The sequence below is a fragment of the Kitasatospora putterlickiae genome, from assembly GCF_039527695.1.
Lineage (GTDB): Bacteria > Actinomycetota > Actinomycetes > Streptomycetales > Streptomycetaceae > Kitasatospora > Kitasatospora putterlickiae.
This window is the reverse complement of record NZ_BAAAKJ010000252.1, coordinates 6,546-22,598: the sequence shown is the minus strand read 5'-3', so window position 1 is coordinate 22,598 and position 16,053 is coordinate 6,546. Positions and strand designations below refer to the sequence as shown.

The 16,053-nt window shown below is 72.2% G+C and carries 20 protein-coding genes, 1 tRNA gene and 1 pseudogene; 16 read left to right on the top strand and 6 right to left on the bottom strand.

Annotated features, from left to right (window positions below):
• The first annotated feature begins 3 nt into the window (after nt 1-3).
• The 9 genes and pseudogenes from ABD308_RS25370 to ABD308_RS25330 all read left to right on the top strand — a co-directional run bounded on the left by ABD308_RS25370 (nt 4) and on the right by ABD308_RS25330 (nt 5,002).
• Complete coding sequence (locus ABD308_RS25370) at nt 4-201, top strand: hypothetical protein (protein ID WP_344338891.1); 198 nt, start codon at nt 4-6, stop codon at nt 199-201.
• Nucleotides 202-224: 23 nt separating this feature from the next.
• A complete protein-coding gene (locus ABD308_RS25365; protein ID WP_344338889.1) occupies nt 225-758 on the top strand; it encodes a DUF6197 family protein in 534 nt (177 codons plus the stop codon).
• Between the two features lie 93 nt (nt 759-851).
• The gene (locus ABD308_RS25360) at nt 852-1,400 is read left to right on the top strand and encodes a GGDEF domain-containing protein (protein ID WP_344338887.1); all 549 of its coding nucleotides are present in this window, start codon (nt 852-854) and stop codon (nt 1,398-1,400) included.
• Nucleotides 1,401-1,500: 100 nt separating this feature from the next.
• Nucleotides 1,501-1,689 (top strand): hypothetical protein, encoded by a 189-nt coding sequence (locus tag ABD308_RS25355; RefSeq protein ID WP_344338886.1) that lies wholly within the window; start codon nt 1,501-1,503, stop codon nt 1,687-1,689.
• A gap of 1 nt (nt 1,690) precedes the next feature.
• Nucleotides 1,691-1,858, top strand: a complete 168-nt coding sequence (locus ABD308_RS25350) for a hypothetical protein (RefSeq protein ID WP_344338885.1) — start codon at nt 1,691-1,693, stop codon at nt 1,856-1,858.
• Nucleotides 1,819-2,739: a DNA cytosine methyltransferase gene (locus ABD308_RS25345; RefSeq protein ID WP_344338884.1), complete on the top strand. Its 921-nt coding sequence runs from the start codon at nt 1,819-1,821 to the stop codon at nt 2,737-2,739. The genes ABD308_RS25350 and ABD308_RS25345 overlap by 40 nt, the downstream gene beginning before the upstream one ends.
• Nucleotides 2,717-3,643: pseudogene (locus tag ABD308_RS25340) on the top strand (replication initiator); the annotation flags it as partial. The gene ABD308_RS25345 and the pseudogene ABD308_RS25340, both read left to right, overlap by 23 nt.
• Nucleotides 3,636-3,839: a helix-turn-helix domain-containing protein gene (locus ABD308_RS25335; protein WP_344338883.1), complete on the top strand. Its 204-nt coding sequence runs from the start codon at nt 3,636-3,638 to the stop codon at nt 3,837-3,839. The pseudogene ABD308_RS25340 and the gene ABD308_RS25335, both read left to right, overlap by 8 nt.
• Nucleotides 3,836-5,002, top strand: a complete 1,167-nt coding sequence (locus ABD308_RS25330) for a tyrosine-type recombinase/integrase (protein WP_344338882.1) — start codon at nt 3,836-3,838, stop codon at nt 5,000-5,002. Before ABD308_RS25335 ends, ABD308_RS25330 begins: the two co-directional genes overlap by 4 nt.
• A 68-nt stretch (nt 5,003-5,070) precedes the next feature.
• On the opposite strand, the gene ABD308_RS25325 is transcribed toward ABD308_RS25330, so the two are convergent.
• From ABD308_RS25325 to ABD308_RS25315, 3 genes are all read right to left on the bottom strand, one after another.
• A tRNA-Pro gene (locus tag ABD308_RS25325) sits at nt 5,071-5,144 on the bottom strand.
• Between the two features lie 101 nt (nt 5,145-5,245).
• Nucleotides 5,246-6,184, bottom strand: coding sequence for a metallophosphoesterase (locus ABD308_RS25320; protein WP_344338880.1), 939 nt, complete (start codon nt 6,182-6,184; stop codon nt 5,246-5,248).
• Between the two features lie 68 nt (nt 6,185-6,252).
• The gene (locus tag ABD308_RS25315) at nt 6,253-6,885 is read right to left on the bottom strand and encodes a CGNR zinc finger domain-containing protein (protein WP_344338879.1); all 633 of its coding nucleotides are present in this window, start codon (nt 6,883-6,885) and stop codon (nt 6,253-6,255) included.
• A gap of 85 nt (nt 6,886-6,970) precedes the next feature.
• Here ABD308_RS25315 and ABD308_RS25310 point away from each other — a divergent pair, with 85 nt between their 5' ends.
• Nucleotides 6,971-7,426 (top strand): GatB/YqeY domain-containing protein, encoded by a 456-nt coding sequence (locus ABD308_RS25310; protein ID WP_344338877.1) that lies wholly within the window; start codon nt 6,971-6,973, stop codon nt 7,424-7,426.
• Nucleotides 7,427-7,540: 114 nt separating this feature from the next.
• On the opposite strand, the gene ABD308_RS25305 is transcribed toward ABD308_RS25310, so the two are convergent.
• The gene (locus ABD308_RS25305; protein ID WP_344338876.1) at nt 7,541-9,883 is read right to left on the bottom strand and encodes a transglycosylase domain-containing protein; all 2,343 of its coding nucleotides are present in this window, start codon (nt 9,881-9,883) and stop codon (nt 7,541-7,543) included.
• Nucleotides 9,884-10,306: 423 nt separating this feature from the next.
• On the opposite strand from ABD308_RS25305, the gene ABD308_RS25300 reads away from it, so the two are divergent.
• Entirely contained in the window at nt 10,307-10,630 is a 324-nt protein-coding gene (locus ABD308_RS25300) for a WhiB family transcriptional regulator (protein WP_344338874.1), read from the top strand.
• Nucleotides 10,631-10,695: 65 nt separating this feature from the next.
• Here the strand turns inward: ABD308_RS25300 and bagB are convergent, their stop codons facing one another.
• Together bagB and bagA are read right to left on the bottom strand one after the other, a co-directional pair.
• Entirely contained in the window at nt 10,696-11,877 is a 1,182-nt protein-coding gene (gene bagB / locus ABD308_RS25295) for an ATPase BagB (RefSeq protein WP_344338873.1), read from the bottom strand.
• The gene (gene bagA / locus ABD308_RS25290) at nt 11,874-12,977 is read right to left on the bottom strand and encodes an ATPase BagA (RefSeq protein ID WP_344338872.1); all 1,104 of its coding nucleotides are present in this window, start codon (nt 12,975-12,977) and stop codon (nt 11,874-11,876) included. Before bagA ends, bagB begins: the two co-directional genes overlap by 4 nt.
• Nucleotides 12,978-13,177: 200 nt before the next feature.
• On the opposite strand from bagA, the gene sp36 reads away from it, so the two are divergent.
• The 5 genes from sp36 to ABD308_RS25265 all read left to right on the top strand — a co-directional run bounded on the left by sp36 (nt 13,178) and on the right by ABD308_RS25265 (nt 15,981).
• Nucleotides 13,178-13,336, top strand: a complete 159-nt coding sequence (gene sp36, locus ABD308_RS25285; RefSeq protein ID WP_344338871.1) for a Sp36 family protein — start codon at nt 13,178-13,180, stop codon at nt 13,334-13,336.
• Nucleotides 13,333-13,803, top strand: a complete 471-nt coding sequence (locus ABD308_RS25280) for a RidA family protein (protein ID WP_344338870.1) — start codon at nt 13,333-13,335, stop codon at nt 13,801-13,803. Before sp36 ends, ABD308_RS25280 begins: the two co-directional genes overlap by 4 nt.
• A gap of 111 nt (nt 13,804-13,914) precedes the next feature.
• The gene (locus ABD308_RS25275; RefSeq protein WP_344338869.1) at nt 13,915-14,793 is read left to right on the top strand and encodes an NUDIX hydrolase; all 879 of its coding nucleotides are present in this window, start codon (nt 13,915-13,917) and stop codon (nt 14,791-14,793) included.
• A 187-nt stretch (nt 14,794-14,980) separates the two neighbouring features.
• Complete coding sequence (locus ABD308_RS25270; protein WP_344338868.1) at nt 14,981-15,157, top strand: hypothetical protein; 177 nt, start codon at nt 14,981-14,983, stop codon at nt 15,155-15,157.
• The gene (locus ABD308_RS25265; protein ID WP_344338867.1) at nt 15,154-15,981 is read left to right on the top strand and encodes an MBL fold metallo-hydrolase; all 828 of its coding nucleotides are present in this window, start codon (nt 15,154-15,156) and stop codon (nt 15,979-15,981) included. The genes ABD308_RS25270 and ABD308_RS25265 overlap by 4 nt, the downstream gene beginning before the upstream one ends.
• The last annotated feature ends 72 nt before the right edge of the window (nt 15,982-16,053 follow it).

The window sequence follows — 16,053 nt, the reverse complement described above, 5'->3', positions numbered from 1 at the left end:
CAGATGAACCTCTCGCTGCCCCTCCTCCCGATCCTCGCGCTCGCCGCCTGGTTCATCGTCCGCAACCTCCGCCTCCGCTGGTGGGCCGTCGCCGCGCTCGTCCTGCTCGGCTTCTACCTCGCCGGCTCGTCCGCCGCCCCGCTGATCGACAAGACCACCCGCGACGGCGTCGCCGTCATCAACCAGACCGGCACCAAGTAGCCGGACAGATAGGAGAGTTACCCGTGAACGGCACGCTCCTGGGCCTCCCGCCGCTCGTCACGGCCGACGGCGCCGCCTTGGTCGCCGAGATCGAGGCGTACATGGCCACGCTGCCCGCCCCGGCGCGCATCCCGGTCCCGTTCGTCTCGCCGCTCGGCTCGACGGTCCAGGCCTGGAACGCCGGCTACCCGCTCCCGCAGCCCACCCGGCTCGACCGGCTCACCCGTCGTCCGGCCCGCCCGGCCCCGGTGAGCGCCGCCGACCACCTGCGGCTCACCTCGCGGTACATCGGCGCCTTCGGCTGGCTCCAGGGCGCCATGTGGGACTCCGCCGGCCGTGTCTGCCTCCTCGGTGCCCAGGCCGCCGTCCTCGTCCACGGCTACGGCACCCCGGCCACCGTCACCACCGCTCGGGTGCAGGTCATGGAAGTCCTCCACGCCACCGGCCGCCCGGTGAACTCCCCGGACGAGTACAACGACCGCCCCACCACCCGTCAGGCCGACATCCACCACCTCCTCGACCGCGCCGCCGCCCGCGCCCAGTCGCTCGGCCTCTGACCAGCCAACCCGGAACGGCCTTCACGCCGCCAAGCATCCAGCCGTCCCGGGCGACAGCAACCCCACCACCCCGCCCATCACGAAGGACCGCTCATGGATCTGCCCACGATCTTTGCCGCCGGTGCACCGCTGATCGGATGGACCACCCACGGCCTGCTGCTCAACCGCCGCCTGGCCACCGCCCGCCGCGACCCGCTCACCGGCCTGCACACCCGAGACGGCTTCACCGCCCGCGCCGAACGCCTCATCCAGCGCCACCCCGACCGCGCCTCGGTGCTGCTGATCGACCTGGACCACTTCAAGGCCGTCAACGACACCCACGGCCACGCCGCCGGTGACGCCGTCCTCGCCGCCACTGCCGTGCGTCTGTCCGCCTGGTGCGGCCACTCCGGCATCGCCGCCCGGCTCGGCGGGGACGAGTTCGCCGCTGTGGTCCTGGACGGCCCCGACCGCGCCCGCGACCTCTTCGAAGCCCTTCACCAGCCGGTCACGCACGCCGGCCTGGTCGTCCCGGTTTCCGCCTCGATCGGCCTGTGCGCCGTCGCCGCGCTGCCGGTGATCTCGCTGACGGACGCGCTCGCCGCCGCCGACCGGGCCATGTACGCGCACAAGTCCGGCGGCCGGCTCGCCCGCCGCCGCTGACCTCAGAACCAGCCCCGGGGTGGCTTCACGCCGCCAAGCATCCGCCGCCCCGGGGCCGCAACCCCTTCCCGAACCGAAGCCCACGAAGGAGAGCACCATCATGCCCCAGCACAACCACGCCCCGGCCCGGATCTGCCCGAACTGCTCCGGCTTCGCCGCCGTCGCCATCGCCACCGGCGTCCGCCTCCGCGACGGCTCCCGCGCCACCGTCCCGGTCAACTGCCCGACCTGCCACGGGGCCGGCATCGTCACCCGGCCGGCCGCCGTCGCCACCGCCAAGGCCGTCTGACATGGCCCTCCTCGACTGGCGCGACTCCCGCCACTGGTCACCGCAGCCCGCCCCCTGCGGAGTCTGCCAGAAGCCCACCAACCTCCGCTCCGACCGAGGCAGGCCCGCCCACAAGGTCTGCGCCGAGAAGTGGATCGAGCAGCACCCCAAGCCCACCGGCCAGTCCTGACCAGCCCGGCCCCGGGACCGGTGCCGCTGGTCCGTCCCGGGGCCTCCCCACCAAAGGGAGGAACCGCCTTGAACCGCCACATCATCGACCTGTTCGCTGGCCCCGGCGGCTGGTCCGAGGGCCTGCGCCGACTCGGCCACACCGACATCGGATTCGAGATCGACGCCGCCGCCTGCGCCACCCGTACCGCTGCCGGTCATCACACCATCCGCACCGACGTCGCCACCTACCCGACCGCCCCGCTCGTCGGCAAGGTCTCCGGCCTCATCGCCTCGCCGCCCTGCCAGACCTTCAGCGCCGCCGGGCTGCGTGCCGGAAACGACGACATCGCGCTCTGCCACCAGGCGCTCGACGACCTCACCGCCGGCCGCGACACCAGGTCCGCCCTGCACTCCGCCTGCGCCGACCCGCGCTCGCTCCTGGCCGTCGAACCCCTGCGCTACGCCTTCGACACCCGCCCGGACTGGATCGCCTTGGAGGAAGTCCCTGCGGTGGAACCCCTCTTCGACCACATCGCCCGCATCCTGCGCGGACTTGGCTACTCGACCTGGGTCGGCGTCCTCAACGCCGCCGACTACGGCGTGCCCCAGACCCGCCGCCGGGCGTTCCTTCTGGCTTCCGCCGTCTGCCCGGTCACGCCGCCCGGTCCCACCCACGCCGCCACCGCCGAACCGGAGAGCCTCTTCGGCCCCGGGCGCTCCCCTTGGGTAACCATGGCCAACGCTCTCCACCTGCCCGTCGGCGACGTCATCACCCGCGGCGAACACCACGGCGGCGGCAACCGCTTCGCCACGACCGGACCCTCGTGGGCGCTGACGGCTCGCGCCCGCTCCTGGACCCTGCGCATGGGCAACCGTCGGCACCGTCCACCCGGCCGATGACCCTGCGCTCGGCTCGCCCCTGGACCCGGACTCGTACGACTACGACGGCGCCGTCCTGTGGAACGCCCACGCGGGCAAGATCTGGGCCCGCTTCTCGATCCTGCTCCGCCGGGAAGTCGCCAAGCGCGCCGGGCTGACGCAGCGGGAGTTCAAGGACTTTGCTCGGATCTCGTTCGGCAAGGTCGCCGAGTACCAGAAGCGCGGCGCGATCCACTTCCACGCCGTCATCCGCCTCGACGGCCCCGAGGGCGGCGACACGCCCCCGCCCTCCTGGGCCTCCGCCGAGCTGCTGACCGACGCCATCCTCGCCGCCGCCCGCCGCACCGACATTCCCGGTCCGGGCCTCGACGGCCGACAGCTCCGCTTTGCCTTCGGCCGCCAGCTCGACGTCCGCACCATCCGCGGCGTCGACTTCACCGGTGCCCCCCAGATCACGGACCGCGCCGTCGCCGCCTACATCGCCAAGTACGCCACCAAGGGAGCCGAGACCGCCACCGGCACGCTCGACCGCCCCGTGCGCCTGCTCGCCGAGATCGCCCAGCACGACATCCCCGAACACGCCCGCCGGCTCATCCGCACCTGCTGGAACCTTGGCGCCCGTCCCGAACTCGCCGAACTCCGCCTCCGCGCCTGGGCTCACATGCTCGGCTTCCGGGGCCATTTCTCCACCAAGACCCGCAGGTACTCGACCACCCTGGGCGCCCTCCGCGACGCCCGCACTGCCTGGCGCCGTGCCCAGACCCTCGAACGCCTCCACGGCCCGGACGCCCCGGTCGCCGACGACACCACCCTCGTCCTCGCCCACTGGGTCTTCGCCGGCCTTGGCCTCACCCGTGGTGAACAGTGGCTCGCCGCCGCCGTCCAACCCGCGCCCGGCACGGAAGGAGAACCGACCCGTGGCTGACGTGATGACCAGACCCGCCCTCTACCGGGTGGCGGACGCCGTGGAAGTCCTCAACCTGAGCCGGACGGTCATCTACGACCTCATCCGCACCGGCCGCCTCCGGACGGTCAAAGAGGGCCGTTCGCGCCTCATCCCCGCCTCGGCCATCGCCGACTACGTCGCGCTGCTGGAGCGCGAAGCGAGGGGCCGACGTTGACCAAGCGCCGCAGCAGGGGAGACGGTGGCCTCCACTGGGACGAGAAGCGACAGCGCTGGATCGCGACGGCCAACCTCGGCTTCGACCCGAGCGGCAAGCGCATCACCAAGCGCGGGAGCGGCAAGACCAAGACCGAGGCGAAGAACAAGCTCAAAGAGGTCCTGCGAGACTTCGAGGACGGCTTGGCCATCGCGCCCACGAACTACACGGTGGCGAACGCGGTGAACGACTGGCTCGCCTTCGGCCTCGCCGGCCGGGACGAGAAGACTGTGGAGACCAGCGGGATCATCTGCCGCAACCACGTCATCCCGGCTCTCGGCGCACGCAAGCTCCGGGACCTCAGCGCGGAGGACGTGGACCGCTGGCTGGCGGACAAGGCGAAGAGTCTCAGCACCCGCACCCTCCAGAGCCTCCATTCCTGCCTGAACCGGGCGGTCAAGCGCGCCATGGCCCGGGACAAGGTCAAGCGCAACGTCGTCGAACTCTGCTCGGTCCCCACCGGGCAGCCGGGCCGGCCGTCGAAGTCGCTGACCTTCGCTCAGGCTGAGGCCGTGTTGAAGGCGGCCGAAAGGACCTCGATGCACGCCTACATCGTCGTGTCCCTCCTCACCGGCGCCCGGACGGAGGAGCTGCGCGCGCTCACCTGGGACCACGTCTTCCTCAAGGGCCAGCCCGCGGCCACCCCGCCGGTCCCGCCGTACATGGCCGTGTGGCGCTCGGTCCGCGCGTCGGGCGACACCAAGACCCAGAAGTCCCGCCGCACGATCGCGCTGCCTGCCCGCTGCGTCGAAGCTCTCTGGGACCACTGGGTGGATCAAGGCTGGGACCGGCTCGCCGTCGGCGACAAGTGGGAGGAGAACAACCTGGTCTTCCATTCGGCCGTCGGCACAGAGCTGGATCCCTCCCACGTCCGCCGGGCGTTCCGGGCCGCCATCGGCACGGCGGAAGGGATCAACGCCGCCGACTGGACCCCTCGTGAGCTACGCCACAGCTTCGTGTCCCTGCTCTCGGACAGCGGCGTGCCCCTGGAAGAGATCTCCCGCCTGGTCGGCCACTCCAGCACGGCGGTCACCGAAGAGGTCTACCGCCACCAGATCCGTCCGGTGATCCAGACGGGCGCCACGGTCATGGATGACCTGTTCGCTCAGGACCCTGAGGCTTAGTCACTCAGTTAGACACGCACAACGCCAGAGGGCCTACCGGATTTCTCCGATAGGCCCTCTGGACTGGGTCGGGGTGGCGGGATTTGAACCCACGGCCTCTTCGTCCCGAACGAAGCGCGCTACCAAGCTGCGCCACACCCCGGTCTTTCTGTTTGTCGCTCCGTCTCCTTCGCGACGAGTAGAACTCTACCGGACGCTCGCCGAGAGACGAAATCCGGTTTCTCGGCGAGCGGGGTGGGAGGGTCAGCGGGGGGTGAGGGTGAGGAGGGTGGCTTCGGGGGGGCAGGCGAAGCGGACGGGGGTGTAGCGGTTGGTGCCGCAGCCGGCCGAGACGTGGAGGTAGGAGCGGCTGCCGCCGGCCTGGTGGGTGGAGAGGCCCTTGACCCGCTTGGCGTCGAGGTCGCAGTTGGTGACCAGGGCGCCGTAGAAGGGGACGCAGAGCTGGCCGCCGTGGGTGTGGCCGGCGAGGATCAGCGGGTAGCGGTCGGCGGCGAAGGCGTCGAGGACGCGGAGGTAGGGGGCGTGCACGACGGCGAGGGAGAGGTCGGCGTCGGCGGAGGGGCCGCCGGCGACCTCGCTGTAGCGGTCGCGCCGGATGTGCGGGTCGTCCAGGCCGGTGAACTCCAGGTCGAGGCCGGCGACGGTGAGGCGGCCCCGGGTATTGGTGAGGTCGAGCCAGCCGGCCGCGTCGAAGCCGTCGCGCAGCTTCTCCCACGGGTTGTGGACGGCGCCGGAGATGCCGCGCGAGGCGGTGCCGTCGGGGTTGTTCATGCCGTGGACGCCGCTGCGCATGGCCTGGAGGTAGCGGGCCGGGTTCTTGCGGGCGGGACCGTAGTAGTCGTTGGACCCGAAGACGTAGACGCCCGGGAACTCCATCAGCGGCCCGAGCGAGTCCAGGACGGCCGGGACGCCGAGCGGGTCGGAGAGGTTGTCGCCGGTGTTGACCACCAGGTCGGGGCGCAGGCCGGCGAGGCTCCGCAGCCAGCGCTGCTTCTTGCCCTGGTTGCTCACCATGTGGATGTCGGAGACCTGCAGTACCCGGATGGGTCGGGCGCCTCGGGGGAGGACCGGGACCTCGACCCGGCGGAGGCGGAAGGAACGGACCTCGTACCCAGCGGAGTAGGCGAGGCAGGCGGCGCCGGTGGCGGCGATTCCGAGGGGAACGGAGTACAGCGGTCGCATCGGTCCATGCTCTCAGACGGCGGATCAGCGGGTGAACTTCCGGTGCCCGCAGGGGGAAGCGGGGCCGGTCAGGCCTCGTGCTCCCCGGGCGCCTCGTGCTGATCGCGCCGGGCGCGCAGGGCGCGGACCTTGTGCCGGTTGCCGCACCGTTCCATCGAGCACCAGCGCCGCCGTCCGGGCCGTGAGGTGTCGACGAAGAGCAGCTGGCAGTCGTCGGCGCCGCACTCGCGGACCCGGTCCGCGTACGGGCCGGTGAACAGGGCGATGGCGTCGCGGGCGACGGTGGAGGCGAGCTGGTCGCCGTCGCCGGGCAGGGGCGCCGCCGTGGTGCCGTCCGGGGCGATCCGCGGGGCGAGCGGGGGCCGGGCGGCGGCGTGGTTGAGCACGGCGTAGTCGGCGGGGTCCCCGGCGCCCGCGCCGTGGGCGGCGCGGGCCGCGGTGAGCCGCCAGAGGGCGTCCCGCAGGGTGCGGGCGGCGGTGAGCTGGCCTTCGGTGATCCGGACGGCGTCGGGCGCCAGGCCCAGCCGGGACCTTCCGGCCCAGTCGGCCAGGTCGGCGGGGCGGTGCAGCACCTCGTACCGGGCGTACGGGCCGGGGCCGCCGGTGGGCAGCAGCTCCAGGCAGAGCGTGCCGGGGTCGAAGTGGAACCGCGTTCCGCCGGGGGAGTGCAGGACCAGGCCGGGGGCTCGCTCGTCGGTCATGTAACCACTTTAAAAGGGAGGGGAAGGGGTGGAGGGGTCGCTTAATGGTGGGCGGCGGAACGTCGCAGGTGGGAGACTCGGGGCCATGACCACGCTCAAGGAGCAGCTGCAGGAGGACCTCACGGCTGCCATCAGGGACCGGGACGAGCTGCGCTCGTCCACCATCCGGCTCACGCTGGCCGCCGTCACCAGCGAGGAGGTGGCGGGCAAGACGAAGCGCGAGCTGTCCGACGCCGATGTGCTGAAGGTCATCGGCCGGGAGGCGAAGAAGCGCCGGGAGGCCGCCGAGGCGTTCGGCACCGCCGGCCGGGCCGAGCAGGCCGCGCGGGAGCTGGCCGAGGGCGAGGTGCTGGCCGGTTACCTGCCCAAGCAGCTGTCCGACGAGGAGCTGGCGGCGATCGTGGCCGCCGCCGTCGCGGAGAGCGGGGCGAGCGGGCCGCAGGGCATGGGTGCCGTGATGAAGCTGGTGCGGCCGAAGGTCGAGGGGCTGGCCGAGGGCGGCCGGGTGGCCGCCGCGGTGAAGGCCGCCCTCGCGGGCTGAGCGGGCGGTTCGGACGCGGACACCGGGCCGCGAAGAGAAGGCCGCGAAGAGAAGAGGGGCGCCCCCCGAGCCGATCGCTCGGGGGGCGCCCCTCGTCGTTCACCGGGAGTCCGCTCAGCGGTGGCCGTTCCCGTTGCCGCTTCCGTTGCCGTTCCCGTTTCCGCCGATGACGCCGGGCGGGAAGGTGAAGCCGCCGCCGATCACGCCGCCCGCGTTGGTACCGGGGCCGCCGGGGGCGGGGTTCTGCACGGGCGGCGGGTTGCCGCCCGCGTTCGGGTCGGCCGGCGGGGTGGCCGGGGCGGTGGCGTTCGGGTCCGGCTTGGGGGCCGGGTCCGGGATGTCGATGGTCGGCAGCGTCTCCTTGGGGGAGCCCCTCAGCGCGCCGTCCATGGCCATCTTCCAGATCGGGCCGGGGCCGGTGGCACCGAAGACGCCGTCGGCGCCGTAGTAGGTGTCGCCGATCTTCATGTTCTTCATCTCGACGCCGCCGGTCGGGCCGCCGATCCAGACCGCGGTCGCGAGCTGCGGCGTGTAGCCGCTGAACCAGGCGGCCTTCTTCTTGTCCGTGGTACCGGTCTTGCCGGCGATCTGGCGGCCGTCCTCCAGACCGAGGGAGGCGCCGGTGCCCTTCTCGGTCACGTTGAGCAGGACGGTGTTCATCGCGTCGGCGGTCTGCTCGGAGAAGGCCTGGTTGCAGCTGGTCTGCGGCACCTTGACCTCCTTGCCGTCGACCGTGGTGATCTTGTTGATCGCGATCGGCGTGCAGTACTTGCCGCGGGCGGCGAAGGTCGCGTAGACGTTCGCCATGGTCAGCGGCGACATCTCCTTGGTGCCCAGGGTGATCGAGGGCACGACCTCCAGCTTGGCCCCGGAGGCGGTGGTGGTGATGCCGAGCTTGTCGAGCATCTGCTTGACGGGGCAGAGCCCCATCTCCTGCTCCATCTGGACGAAGAAGGTGTTGACCGAGAGGGCCATCGCCTGCTTCAGCTCGTAGGGGCCGACCTCGCTCTTGCTCTCGTTCGGGACGTACCGCTTCTCGCCCCGCTCGGTGTTCTTCCAGGTGCCTTCGCAGGTCTTCATCGTCGGCCACTCGATGCGGTTCTCCGACGGGTACGCCTGGGTGGGCGAGATGCCGCTTTCGAGCGCGGCTGCGGCGATGATCGGCTTGAACGTCGAACCGGGCTGGAAGCCGTTGCCGCCGCCCATCGCCGCGTCGACGTTGAGGTTGACGACGGTCTGGTTCTTGGCGGGCTCCAGGCCGTAGGGGCGGGTCTGGGCCATCGCCAGGATCTTGCCGGTGCCCGGCTCCATCATGGTCGTGGCGGCCGAGACCGGGTCGGTGACCTTGACCTTGCCGGTGACCGCGGCCTGGGCGGCGGCCTGCTTGTCCGGGTCGAGCGTGGTGTAGATGTTCAGACCGCCCTGGTCCCAGAACTTCTTGCGCTCGGCGGCGTTCTTGCCGAACGCCGGGTCCTGCTTGACCACGTGCCGGACGTAGTCGCAGAAGAAGCCCATGCCCGCCTGGGCGGTGATGCAGCCGTTCTGCGGGTCCTTGAACTTCAGGCCCAGCGGGGCGGCCTTGGCCTCCTTGGCCTGGTCCGCGGTGATGTGCTTGTTCTCGACCATCTTGTCGATCACGACGTTGCGCCGCTTCACCGCGTTGTCCGGGAAGCGCACCGGGTCGTACTGCGACGGGTTCTGCACCAGGCCGGCGAGGGTGGCGGCCTCGGCGACGGTGAGGTCCTTGTTGGTCTTGCTGAAGTAGCGCTGGGACGCGGCCTCGATCCCGTATGCCTGGTGGCCGTAGAAGGTGATGTTGAGGTAGTTGGTGAGGATCTGGTCCTTCGTCAGATCCTCCTCCAGCTTGATCGCGACCTTCAGCTCCTGGATCTTGCGGCCCAGGGTCTTGCGCTGGGCCTCCAGGACGGCGGCCTGGTCGTCGCCGGCCTTCTCGACGTTGACGTTCTTCACGTACTGCTGGGTGAGCGTCGAGGCGCCCTGGGAGGCGGTGCCGCTCTCCGCGTTCTTGCTGATCGCGCGGAGCACGCCCTTGAGGTCGACGGCGCCGTGCTCGTAGAAGCGGGCGTCCTCGATGTCGACCTGGGCCTGCCGCATGTACGGCGACATCTGGTCGGCGGTGAGGACGGTGCGGTCGCGCTCGTAGACCTTGGCGATCAGGCCGCCCTTGGCGTCGAAGATCTGGGTGGCCTGGGTGAGCGGCGGGGTCTTGAAGTCGTCCGGGATGTTGGAGAAGCCCTCCGCCGTGTTCTTGGCGGTGAGCCCGAGGGCGCCGACGGCGGGCAGGGCCATGCCGGCCAGCAGGACGCCGGAGAGGACGCTGACCCCCAGGAACTTCACTCCGTGTCCCGCGTAGTCCAGCGGTGACCCGCGGCGCTTGCCGCGCGGAGCTCCGGTGTTGCCGGGGGGCGGGGATGCCTGGGGGAGCTTCGGTGCCATGAGGAGAACCCTACGTTGCCGAATGCCACACACCGGGGCAGGTGTTCGCCTACGCTTGTCACAAGCTTGCGACAGCTTCGCTGCGTCAGCATCGATCACTCTTGTGAGTGATGAGAATTGCCCGAATTGCCCGCTCCTGGTGCGCTTTTGAGGCAGCTGTTGGCCGCTGCCCCCCTGTGTCCGGTAGCGCTGCGTGACGGCTCGCGTGGCGAGAGTGGCGCCCGTGGCCCTGGCAAGGCTTGCGACCTGCGGTCACTCCAACGAGTGAGCTGATCGCCACCCATAGTCCAATTGGGTCATTCGAGATTGAGCCCGAAGGGGCTGTTGCAAGCTGTCGTTCTTCCGTAACGTCCTCAACTGGCAACGGTGAATATGCCGTTGCCGCCGTGGGGGAGCCTCGATTCGGGAGAGGACGGCGCCGGCATGGGCTGGGTAGACGACTGGAGTGCGCAGGCCGCCTGCCGCACGAGTGATCCGGACGAACTGTTCGTCCAGGGGGCGGCGCAGAACCGCGCCAAGGCGGTGTGCAGCGGGTGCCCCGTACGCACGGAGTGCCTGGCGGACGCACTGGACAACCGGGTGGAGTTCGGGGTCTGGGGCGGGATGACCGAGCGCGAGCGCCGGGCGCTGCTGCGCCGTCGGCCGACCGTGATCTCGTGGCGCCGGCTGCTGGAGACGGCGCGCACCGAGTACGAGGCCTCGCTGGCCACCGGAGTGATACTGACGGACTACGCCCAGGCGGGCTGAGCCCCGAGGCGGCGGTGCGGTCGGTCAGCCCGGACTGGGGGTCCGGGCCGGACCGGTGTCCCGGCTCAGCCGGTGGAGCCGCTGAGCCGTTCGCCGATCGCCCGCAGTCCGTCCAGGTCGTGGACGTCCCCGGGCAGCGCGGCGACCTCGACGATCGGCACGTCCGGGTAGACCGAGGCGAAGCGGTCGCGGGTCCGCCGCTCGCGCACCATCACCTGCATCCGCTCGGCGTGCAGCCGCAGCAGCCCGGCCGCGAGCAGTTCGGCCTCCGGCGAGGCGTGCTCCGAACCGTTCTCCTCCAGCGCCTCCGCCGCGGCCAGCGCCCGTTCGGCGGTGAGCTGCGGCGCGCCCGTGCCGTGCACCCGGTTGAGCACCAGCCCGGCCAGCGGCATCCGGTCGGCGGCCAGCCGGTCCACGAAGTACGCCGCCTCGCGCAGCGCGTCCCGCTCCGGCGCGGCCACCACCAGGAACGCCGTGCCCGGGGCCTGGAGCAGCTGGTACGTGCGGTCCGCGCGCTCGCGGAAGCCGCCGAACATCGAGTCCATCGCGCTGACGAAGGTCTGCACGTCGGTCAGCAGCTGGGCGCCGAAGATCTTGCCGAGGGTACCGGTGAGCAGCCCCATCCCGGCGTTCAGGAACTTCATCGCGGACCGGCCGCCGACCTTGGCCGGCGCGGTCAGGATCCGGATCACCTTGCCGTCGAGGAACGACCCGAGCCGGTTCGGCGCGTCCAGGAAGTCCAGCGCGGAGCGCGACGGCGGGGTGTCGACGACGATGAGGTCCCACTCCTCGGCCGCCCGCAGCTGGCCGAGCTTCTCCATCGCCATGTACTCCTGGGTGCCCGCGAAGCCGGCCGACAGGGACTGGTAGAACGGGTTCTCCATGATCGCGCGGGCCCGCTCGGGCTCGGCGTGGGCCAGCACGACCTCGTCGAAGGTCCGCTTCATGTCGAGCATCATGGCCTGCAGCTCGCCGTCGCCGCTCACGCCCTTGACGATCCGCGGGGTGTTGTCGAGCTCGGTCAGGCCCATCGACTGCGCCAGCCGGCGGGCCGGGTCGATGGTCAGCACGACGACCTTGCGCCCGCGCTCGGCGGCCCGCAGGCCGATCGCCGCCGCGGTGGTGGTCTTGCCGACGCCGCCGGATCCGCAGCAGACGATGATCCGGGTCTTCGGGCTGTCGATCAGCTCGTCCACGGCGAGCCGGCTGTCGCCCCCGCCGCCGTTCACGCTCCCGCGCTCGCTCACGCCGCCCCCTGCCGCTTCAGTTCGCCCGCCAGCCGGTAGAGCCCGCCGAGGTCCACACCCTCGCCCAGCAGCGGAAGTTCGTAGGTGGGGAGCTTCAGCTGCTGCAGGTCGGCGCGCCGCGCGCGCTCCAGTTCGACCCGCTCGGCGTGCTCCCGGGCCTGTTCCAGCAGCGGGTCGAGCAGCGGTTCGACCGCCGCCCGGACGGTCTCCGGCTTGCGCGAGCGCCCGCCGAGGCCGGCCTCGCCGAGGGCCAGCGCGACCTCCTCGCGGTGGTCGCCGTCCACCGCCGCCACCGCCGCCGCGTCCAGCACCGGCGGCCGGACCATGTTGACCAGCACCCCGCCCACCGGCAGTCCGGCCTCGCGCAGTTCGGCGAAGCCGTCGACGGTCTCCTGCACCGGCATCTCCTCCAGCAGGGTGACCAGGTGCACGGCGGTCTCCGCCGACTTCAGCACCCGCATCACGGCCTGCGCCTGGCTGTGGATCGGGCCGATCCGGGCCAGGCCGGCCACCTCGGAGTTGACGTTCAGGAACCGGGTGATCCGCCCGGTCGGCGGCGCGTCCATCACCACCGCGTCGTACCGCCGCCGCCCGTCGGGGCCCTTGCGGCGGGCGGCCTCGCAGGCCTTGCCGGTCAGCAGGACGTCCCGGACGCCGGGGGCGATGGTGGTGGCGAAGTCGACGAAGCCGACCTTCTGCAGCGCCTTCCCGGCCCGGCCGAGCTTGTAGAACATGTCGAGGTACTCAAGCAGGGCCTGCTCGGTGTCGATGGCGAGCGCGTGCACCTCGCCGCCGGTGGCGCCGCCGGGGCCGCCGTCCCTGGCGCCGCCGTCCTTGGCCGGCAGGCCCAGCTGGGCCGGGGTGACCGAGGCGATCCGGCGCTCCTCGTACGGCAGCGCCGCTATGCCGAACAGCTCGGCGATGCCCTGCCGGCCCTCCACCTCGATCAGCAGCGTCCGCCGGCCCTCCGCGGCGAGCGCCAGCGCCAGCGCCGCGGCCACCGTGGTCTTTCCGGTACCGCCCTTGCCGCTGACCACGTGCAACCGCACGCCCTCCCAGTCGGGATCGCGCCGGGCCGCCTGGCCGGGGGTGCGTGCCACGCTCCGTCTCCGTCCGTCTCCGAGGGCCGGCACCACACGGGTGCCCTTCCGCGAGGGTAACCAGGGACCGCGCCGGATGCCGGGACTACCCCGGGGGCCGGACCTGAATCATGCCCGCTTTGTGGGCCACTTCACACGCCGGAGCACGCCCGGGCGCGGACCGTGCGGGTCCGCCGGGACGGAGCGTCTAGAGTCTGGCCATGACCAAGTGGGAATACATGACGGCACCGCTGCTCGTGCACGTCACGAAGCAGATCCTGGACAACTTCGGCGCGGACGGCTGGGAGCTCGTCCAGGTCATCCCGGGCCCGAACCCGGAGCAGCTGGTGGCCTACTTCAAGCGGGAGAAGCAGGCATGAGCAAGGTCGAGGAGAAGCTCGCCGAACTGGGTCTGACCCTTCCTCCGGTGGCCGCCCCGGTCGCCGCCTACGTGCCCGCGGTGCGCACCGGTGAGTTCGTCTTCACCTCGGGCCAGCTGCCGATGGTGGGCGGCAAGCTGCCGAACACCGGCAAGGTCGGCGCCGAGGTCACCCCGGAGGAGGCCAAGGAGCTCGCGCAGATCTGCGCGCTGAACGCGCTGGCCGCCGTCAAGTCGGTGATCGGCGACCTCGACCTGGTCGAGCAGGTCGTCAAGGTGGTCGGCTTCGTCGCCTCCGCCCCCGACTTCACCGGCCAGCCCGGTGTGATCAACGGCACCAGCGAGCTGCTCGGCAAGGTCCTCGGCGAGGCCGGCGTGCACGCCCGCAGCGCGGTCGGCGTCACGGTGCTGCCGCTGGACGCCCCGGTCGAGGTCGAGCTGCAGGTCCGCGTCCGCGCCGGCGCCTGAGCCCGAACCCCGCGACCTGAGCCGCACCCGGACGCGCGCGTCCGCCGGGGGCGGGACCGGACAATGGATCACCCCTGTCCAACCCCGCCCCCGGGCGCTTAGCATCCGGGCATGGACCAGCGAGCAACGACGCTCCCGATGCCGCCCGGCTGGCCCGCCCGGATCAGGGCGGCCGACGCCGGTGAGCTGACCCCGCCCGTGCCGAAGCCGTCCGCCACCGTGGTGCTGCTCCGGGACACGGCCGGGGACGCCGGCCCCGAGGCCTACCTGCTGCGCCGCCGCACCTCGATGGCGTTCGCCGCCGGCATGTACGCCTACCCGGGCGGCGGGGTGGACCGGCGGGACGCCGAGGCCGAACTCGGCTGGGCCGGCCCCGGTCCGCGCGCCTGGGCGGAGCGGCTCGGGGTGGACGCCGCGACCGCGCAGGCGGTGGTCTGCGCGGCGGTCCGCGAGACCTTCGAGGAGGCCGGGGTACTGCTGGCCGGCCGCGACGCCGACAGCGTCGCCGAGCCCCGCGACTGGAGCGCCGAGCGCGCCGCCCTGGAGGCCCACGAACTCTCCTTCGCCGACTTCCTGCGCGACCACGGCCTGCTGCTGCGCAGCGACCTGCTGGCCGGCTGGGCGCGCTGGATCACCCCGGCGTTCGAGGAGCGCCGCTACGACACCTGGTTCTTCGTCGCCGCGCTGCCGTCCGGGCAGGACGCCGCCCGCGAGGTCGGCGAGGCCGACCGGGTCGCCTGGCTCACCCCGGCCGAGGCCGTCCGCGGCTACCACGAGGGCCGGTTCGGGATGCTGCCGCCGACCGTCACCGTGCTGCGCGAGCTGCTGCCGGTGCGCAGCGCCGCCGAGGCCCTGGGCGTGGCGGCCGGCCGCTCGCTGGAGCCGGTGCTCGGCCGCGCCGAGGTGCGCGGCGAGCGGCTGACCGTGCGCTGGCCGGGGTACGACGAACTGACCATCGACGGCACCTTTCCCGAGGGACGCACCGGCTGACGGCGCGCTCCGCACCCCTGTCCCCTTTACCCGGAAGCCTCTTCCGATTTACCCGGAAGTCTCTTCCGCCCGGAAACCTCTTCCACCCGGAAACCTCTTCCACCCGGAAACCTCTTCCACCCGGAAGCGTCCTCCAGCCGGAAGGCTCTTCCACCCGCGACCCCTACCCGGAAAGGACCGACGCCCGATGACCCACAACGACGTGGCTCGCCGGACGGCACCCGAAATGCCGGCCCGCAGCCTGACCCCGCGCACCCCGGCCTGTGACGGCGGCCAGGTCCGCTTCACCGAGATGGCCCAGCGCGCCCTCATCCGGACGCTGCCCCTGCGCCTGCTGCATCGCGACGGCGAGGGCGGCCGGTGAGCGGACTCCTGCCCGGTGACCCCGCCGCCGTGATCGGCAGCGAGGCCACCGCCCGTGCGCTCTGCGTGCTGGCGCCGAACCCGTCCCCGATGACGCTGGACGGCACCAACACCTGGCTGCTAGCCGAGCCGGGCTCGGACCTCGCGGTGGTGATCGACCCGGGTCCGCTGCACGAGGGTCATCTGCGCCGGGTGATCGAGGCCGCCGAGCAGCGGGGGCAGCGGGTGGCGCTCACCCTGCTGACCCACGGGCACGCCGACCACTCCGAGGGCGCGGCCCGGTTCGCCGAGCTGACCGGTACCGAGGTCCGCGCGCTGGATCCGGCGCACCGGCTCGGCTCCGAGGGACTCACCCACGGCCAGCGGCTGGACGTCGGCGGCCTCGACCTGCGGGTGGTCGCCACGCCCGGCCACACCTCGGACTCGCTGACCTTCCACCTGCCGGCCGACGGCGCGGTCCTCACCGGGGACACCGTGCTCGGCCGCGGCACCACGATGGTCGCCCACCCGGACGGCCGGCTCGGCGACTACCTGGACTCGCTGCGCCACCTGCACACCATGGCCGCCGAGCACGGGGTGCGGACGGTGCTGCCCGGCCACGGACCGGTGCTCGCGGACGCGCTCGGCGCGGTGGACTACTACCTGGCGCACCGGGCGGCCCGGCTGGCCCAGGTGGAGACGGCGGTCGAGGCCGGCTGCCGGACGGCCGCGGAGGTGGTGGCCCGGGTCTACGCGGACGTGGACCGCGCGCTGTGGCCGGCCGCCGAGCTGTCGGTCCGCGCGCAGTTGCTGTACCTCCAGGAGCACGGGCTGATCCCGGACTGACGCCCGCACCGTCCGCACCGTTCGTACGGTCCGCACCGTTCATGCGGTTCATGCGGTTCATCCGGTTCGCAC

Excerpts from the sequence above, each read along its gene's own strand:
- ABD308_RS25370 (WP_344338891.1), top strand. The coding sequence starts at position 4 with ATGAACCTCTCGCTGCCCCTCCTCCCGATCCTCGCGCTCGCCGCCTGG.
- ABD308_RS25360 (WP_344338887.1), top strand. The coding sequence starts at position 852 with ATGGATCTGCCCACGATCTTTGCCGCCGGTGCACCGCTGATCGGATGG.
- ABD308_RS25355 (WP_344338886.1), top strand. The coding sequence starts at position 1,501 with ATGCCCCAGCACAACCACGCCCCGGCCCGGATCTGCCCGAACTGCTCC.
- ABD308_RS25350 (WP_344338885.1), top strand. The coding sequence starts at position 1,691 with ATGGCCCTCCTCGACTGGCGCGACTCCCGCCACTGGTCACCGCAGCCC.
- ABD308_RS25320 (WP_344338880.1), bottom strand. The coding sequence starts at position 6,184 with ATGCGACCGCTGTACTCCGTTCCCCTCGGAATCGCCGCCACCGGCGCC.
- ABD308_RS25315 (WP_344338879.1), bottom strand. The coding sequence starts at position 6,885 with ATGACCGACGAGCGAGCCCCCGGCCTGGTCCTGCACTCCCCCGGCGGA.
- ABD308_RS25310 (WP_344338877.1), top strand. The coding sequence starts at position 6,971 with ATGACCACGCTCAAGGAGCAGCTGCAGGAGGACCTCACGGCTGCCATC.
- ABD308_RS25305 (WP_344338876.1), bottom strand. The coding sequence starts at position 9,883 with ATGGCACCGAAGCTCCCCCAGGCATCCCCGCCCCCCGGCAACACCGGA.
- ABD308_RS25300 (WP_344338874.1), top strand. The coding sequence starts at position 10,307 with ATGGGCTGGGTAGACGACTGGAGTGCGCAGGCCGCCTGCCGCACGAGT.
- sp36 (WP_344338871.1), top strand. The coding sequence starts at position 13,178 with ATGACCAAGTGGGAATACATGACGGCACCGCTGCTCGTGCACGTCACG.
- ABD308_RS25280 (WP_344338870.1), top strand. The coding sequence starts at position 13,333 with ATGAGCAAGGTCGAGGAGAAGCTCGCCGAACTGGGTCTGACCCTTCCT.
- ABD308_RS25275 (WP_344338869.1), top strand. The coding sequence starts at position 13,915 with ATGGACCAGCGAGCAACGACGCTCCCGATGCCGCCCGGCTGGCCCGCC.
- ABD308_RS25270 (WP_344338868.1), top strand. The coding sequence starts at position 14,981 with ATGACCCACAACGACGTGGCTCGCCGGACGGCACCCGAAATGCCGGCC.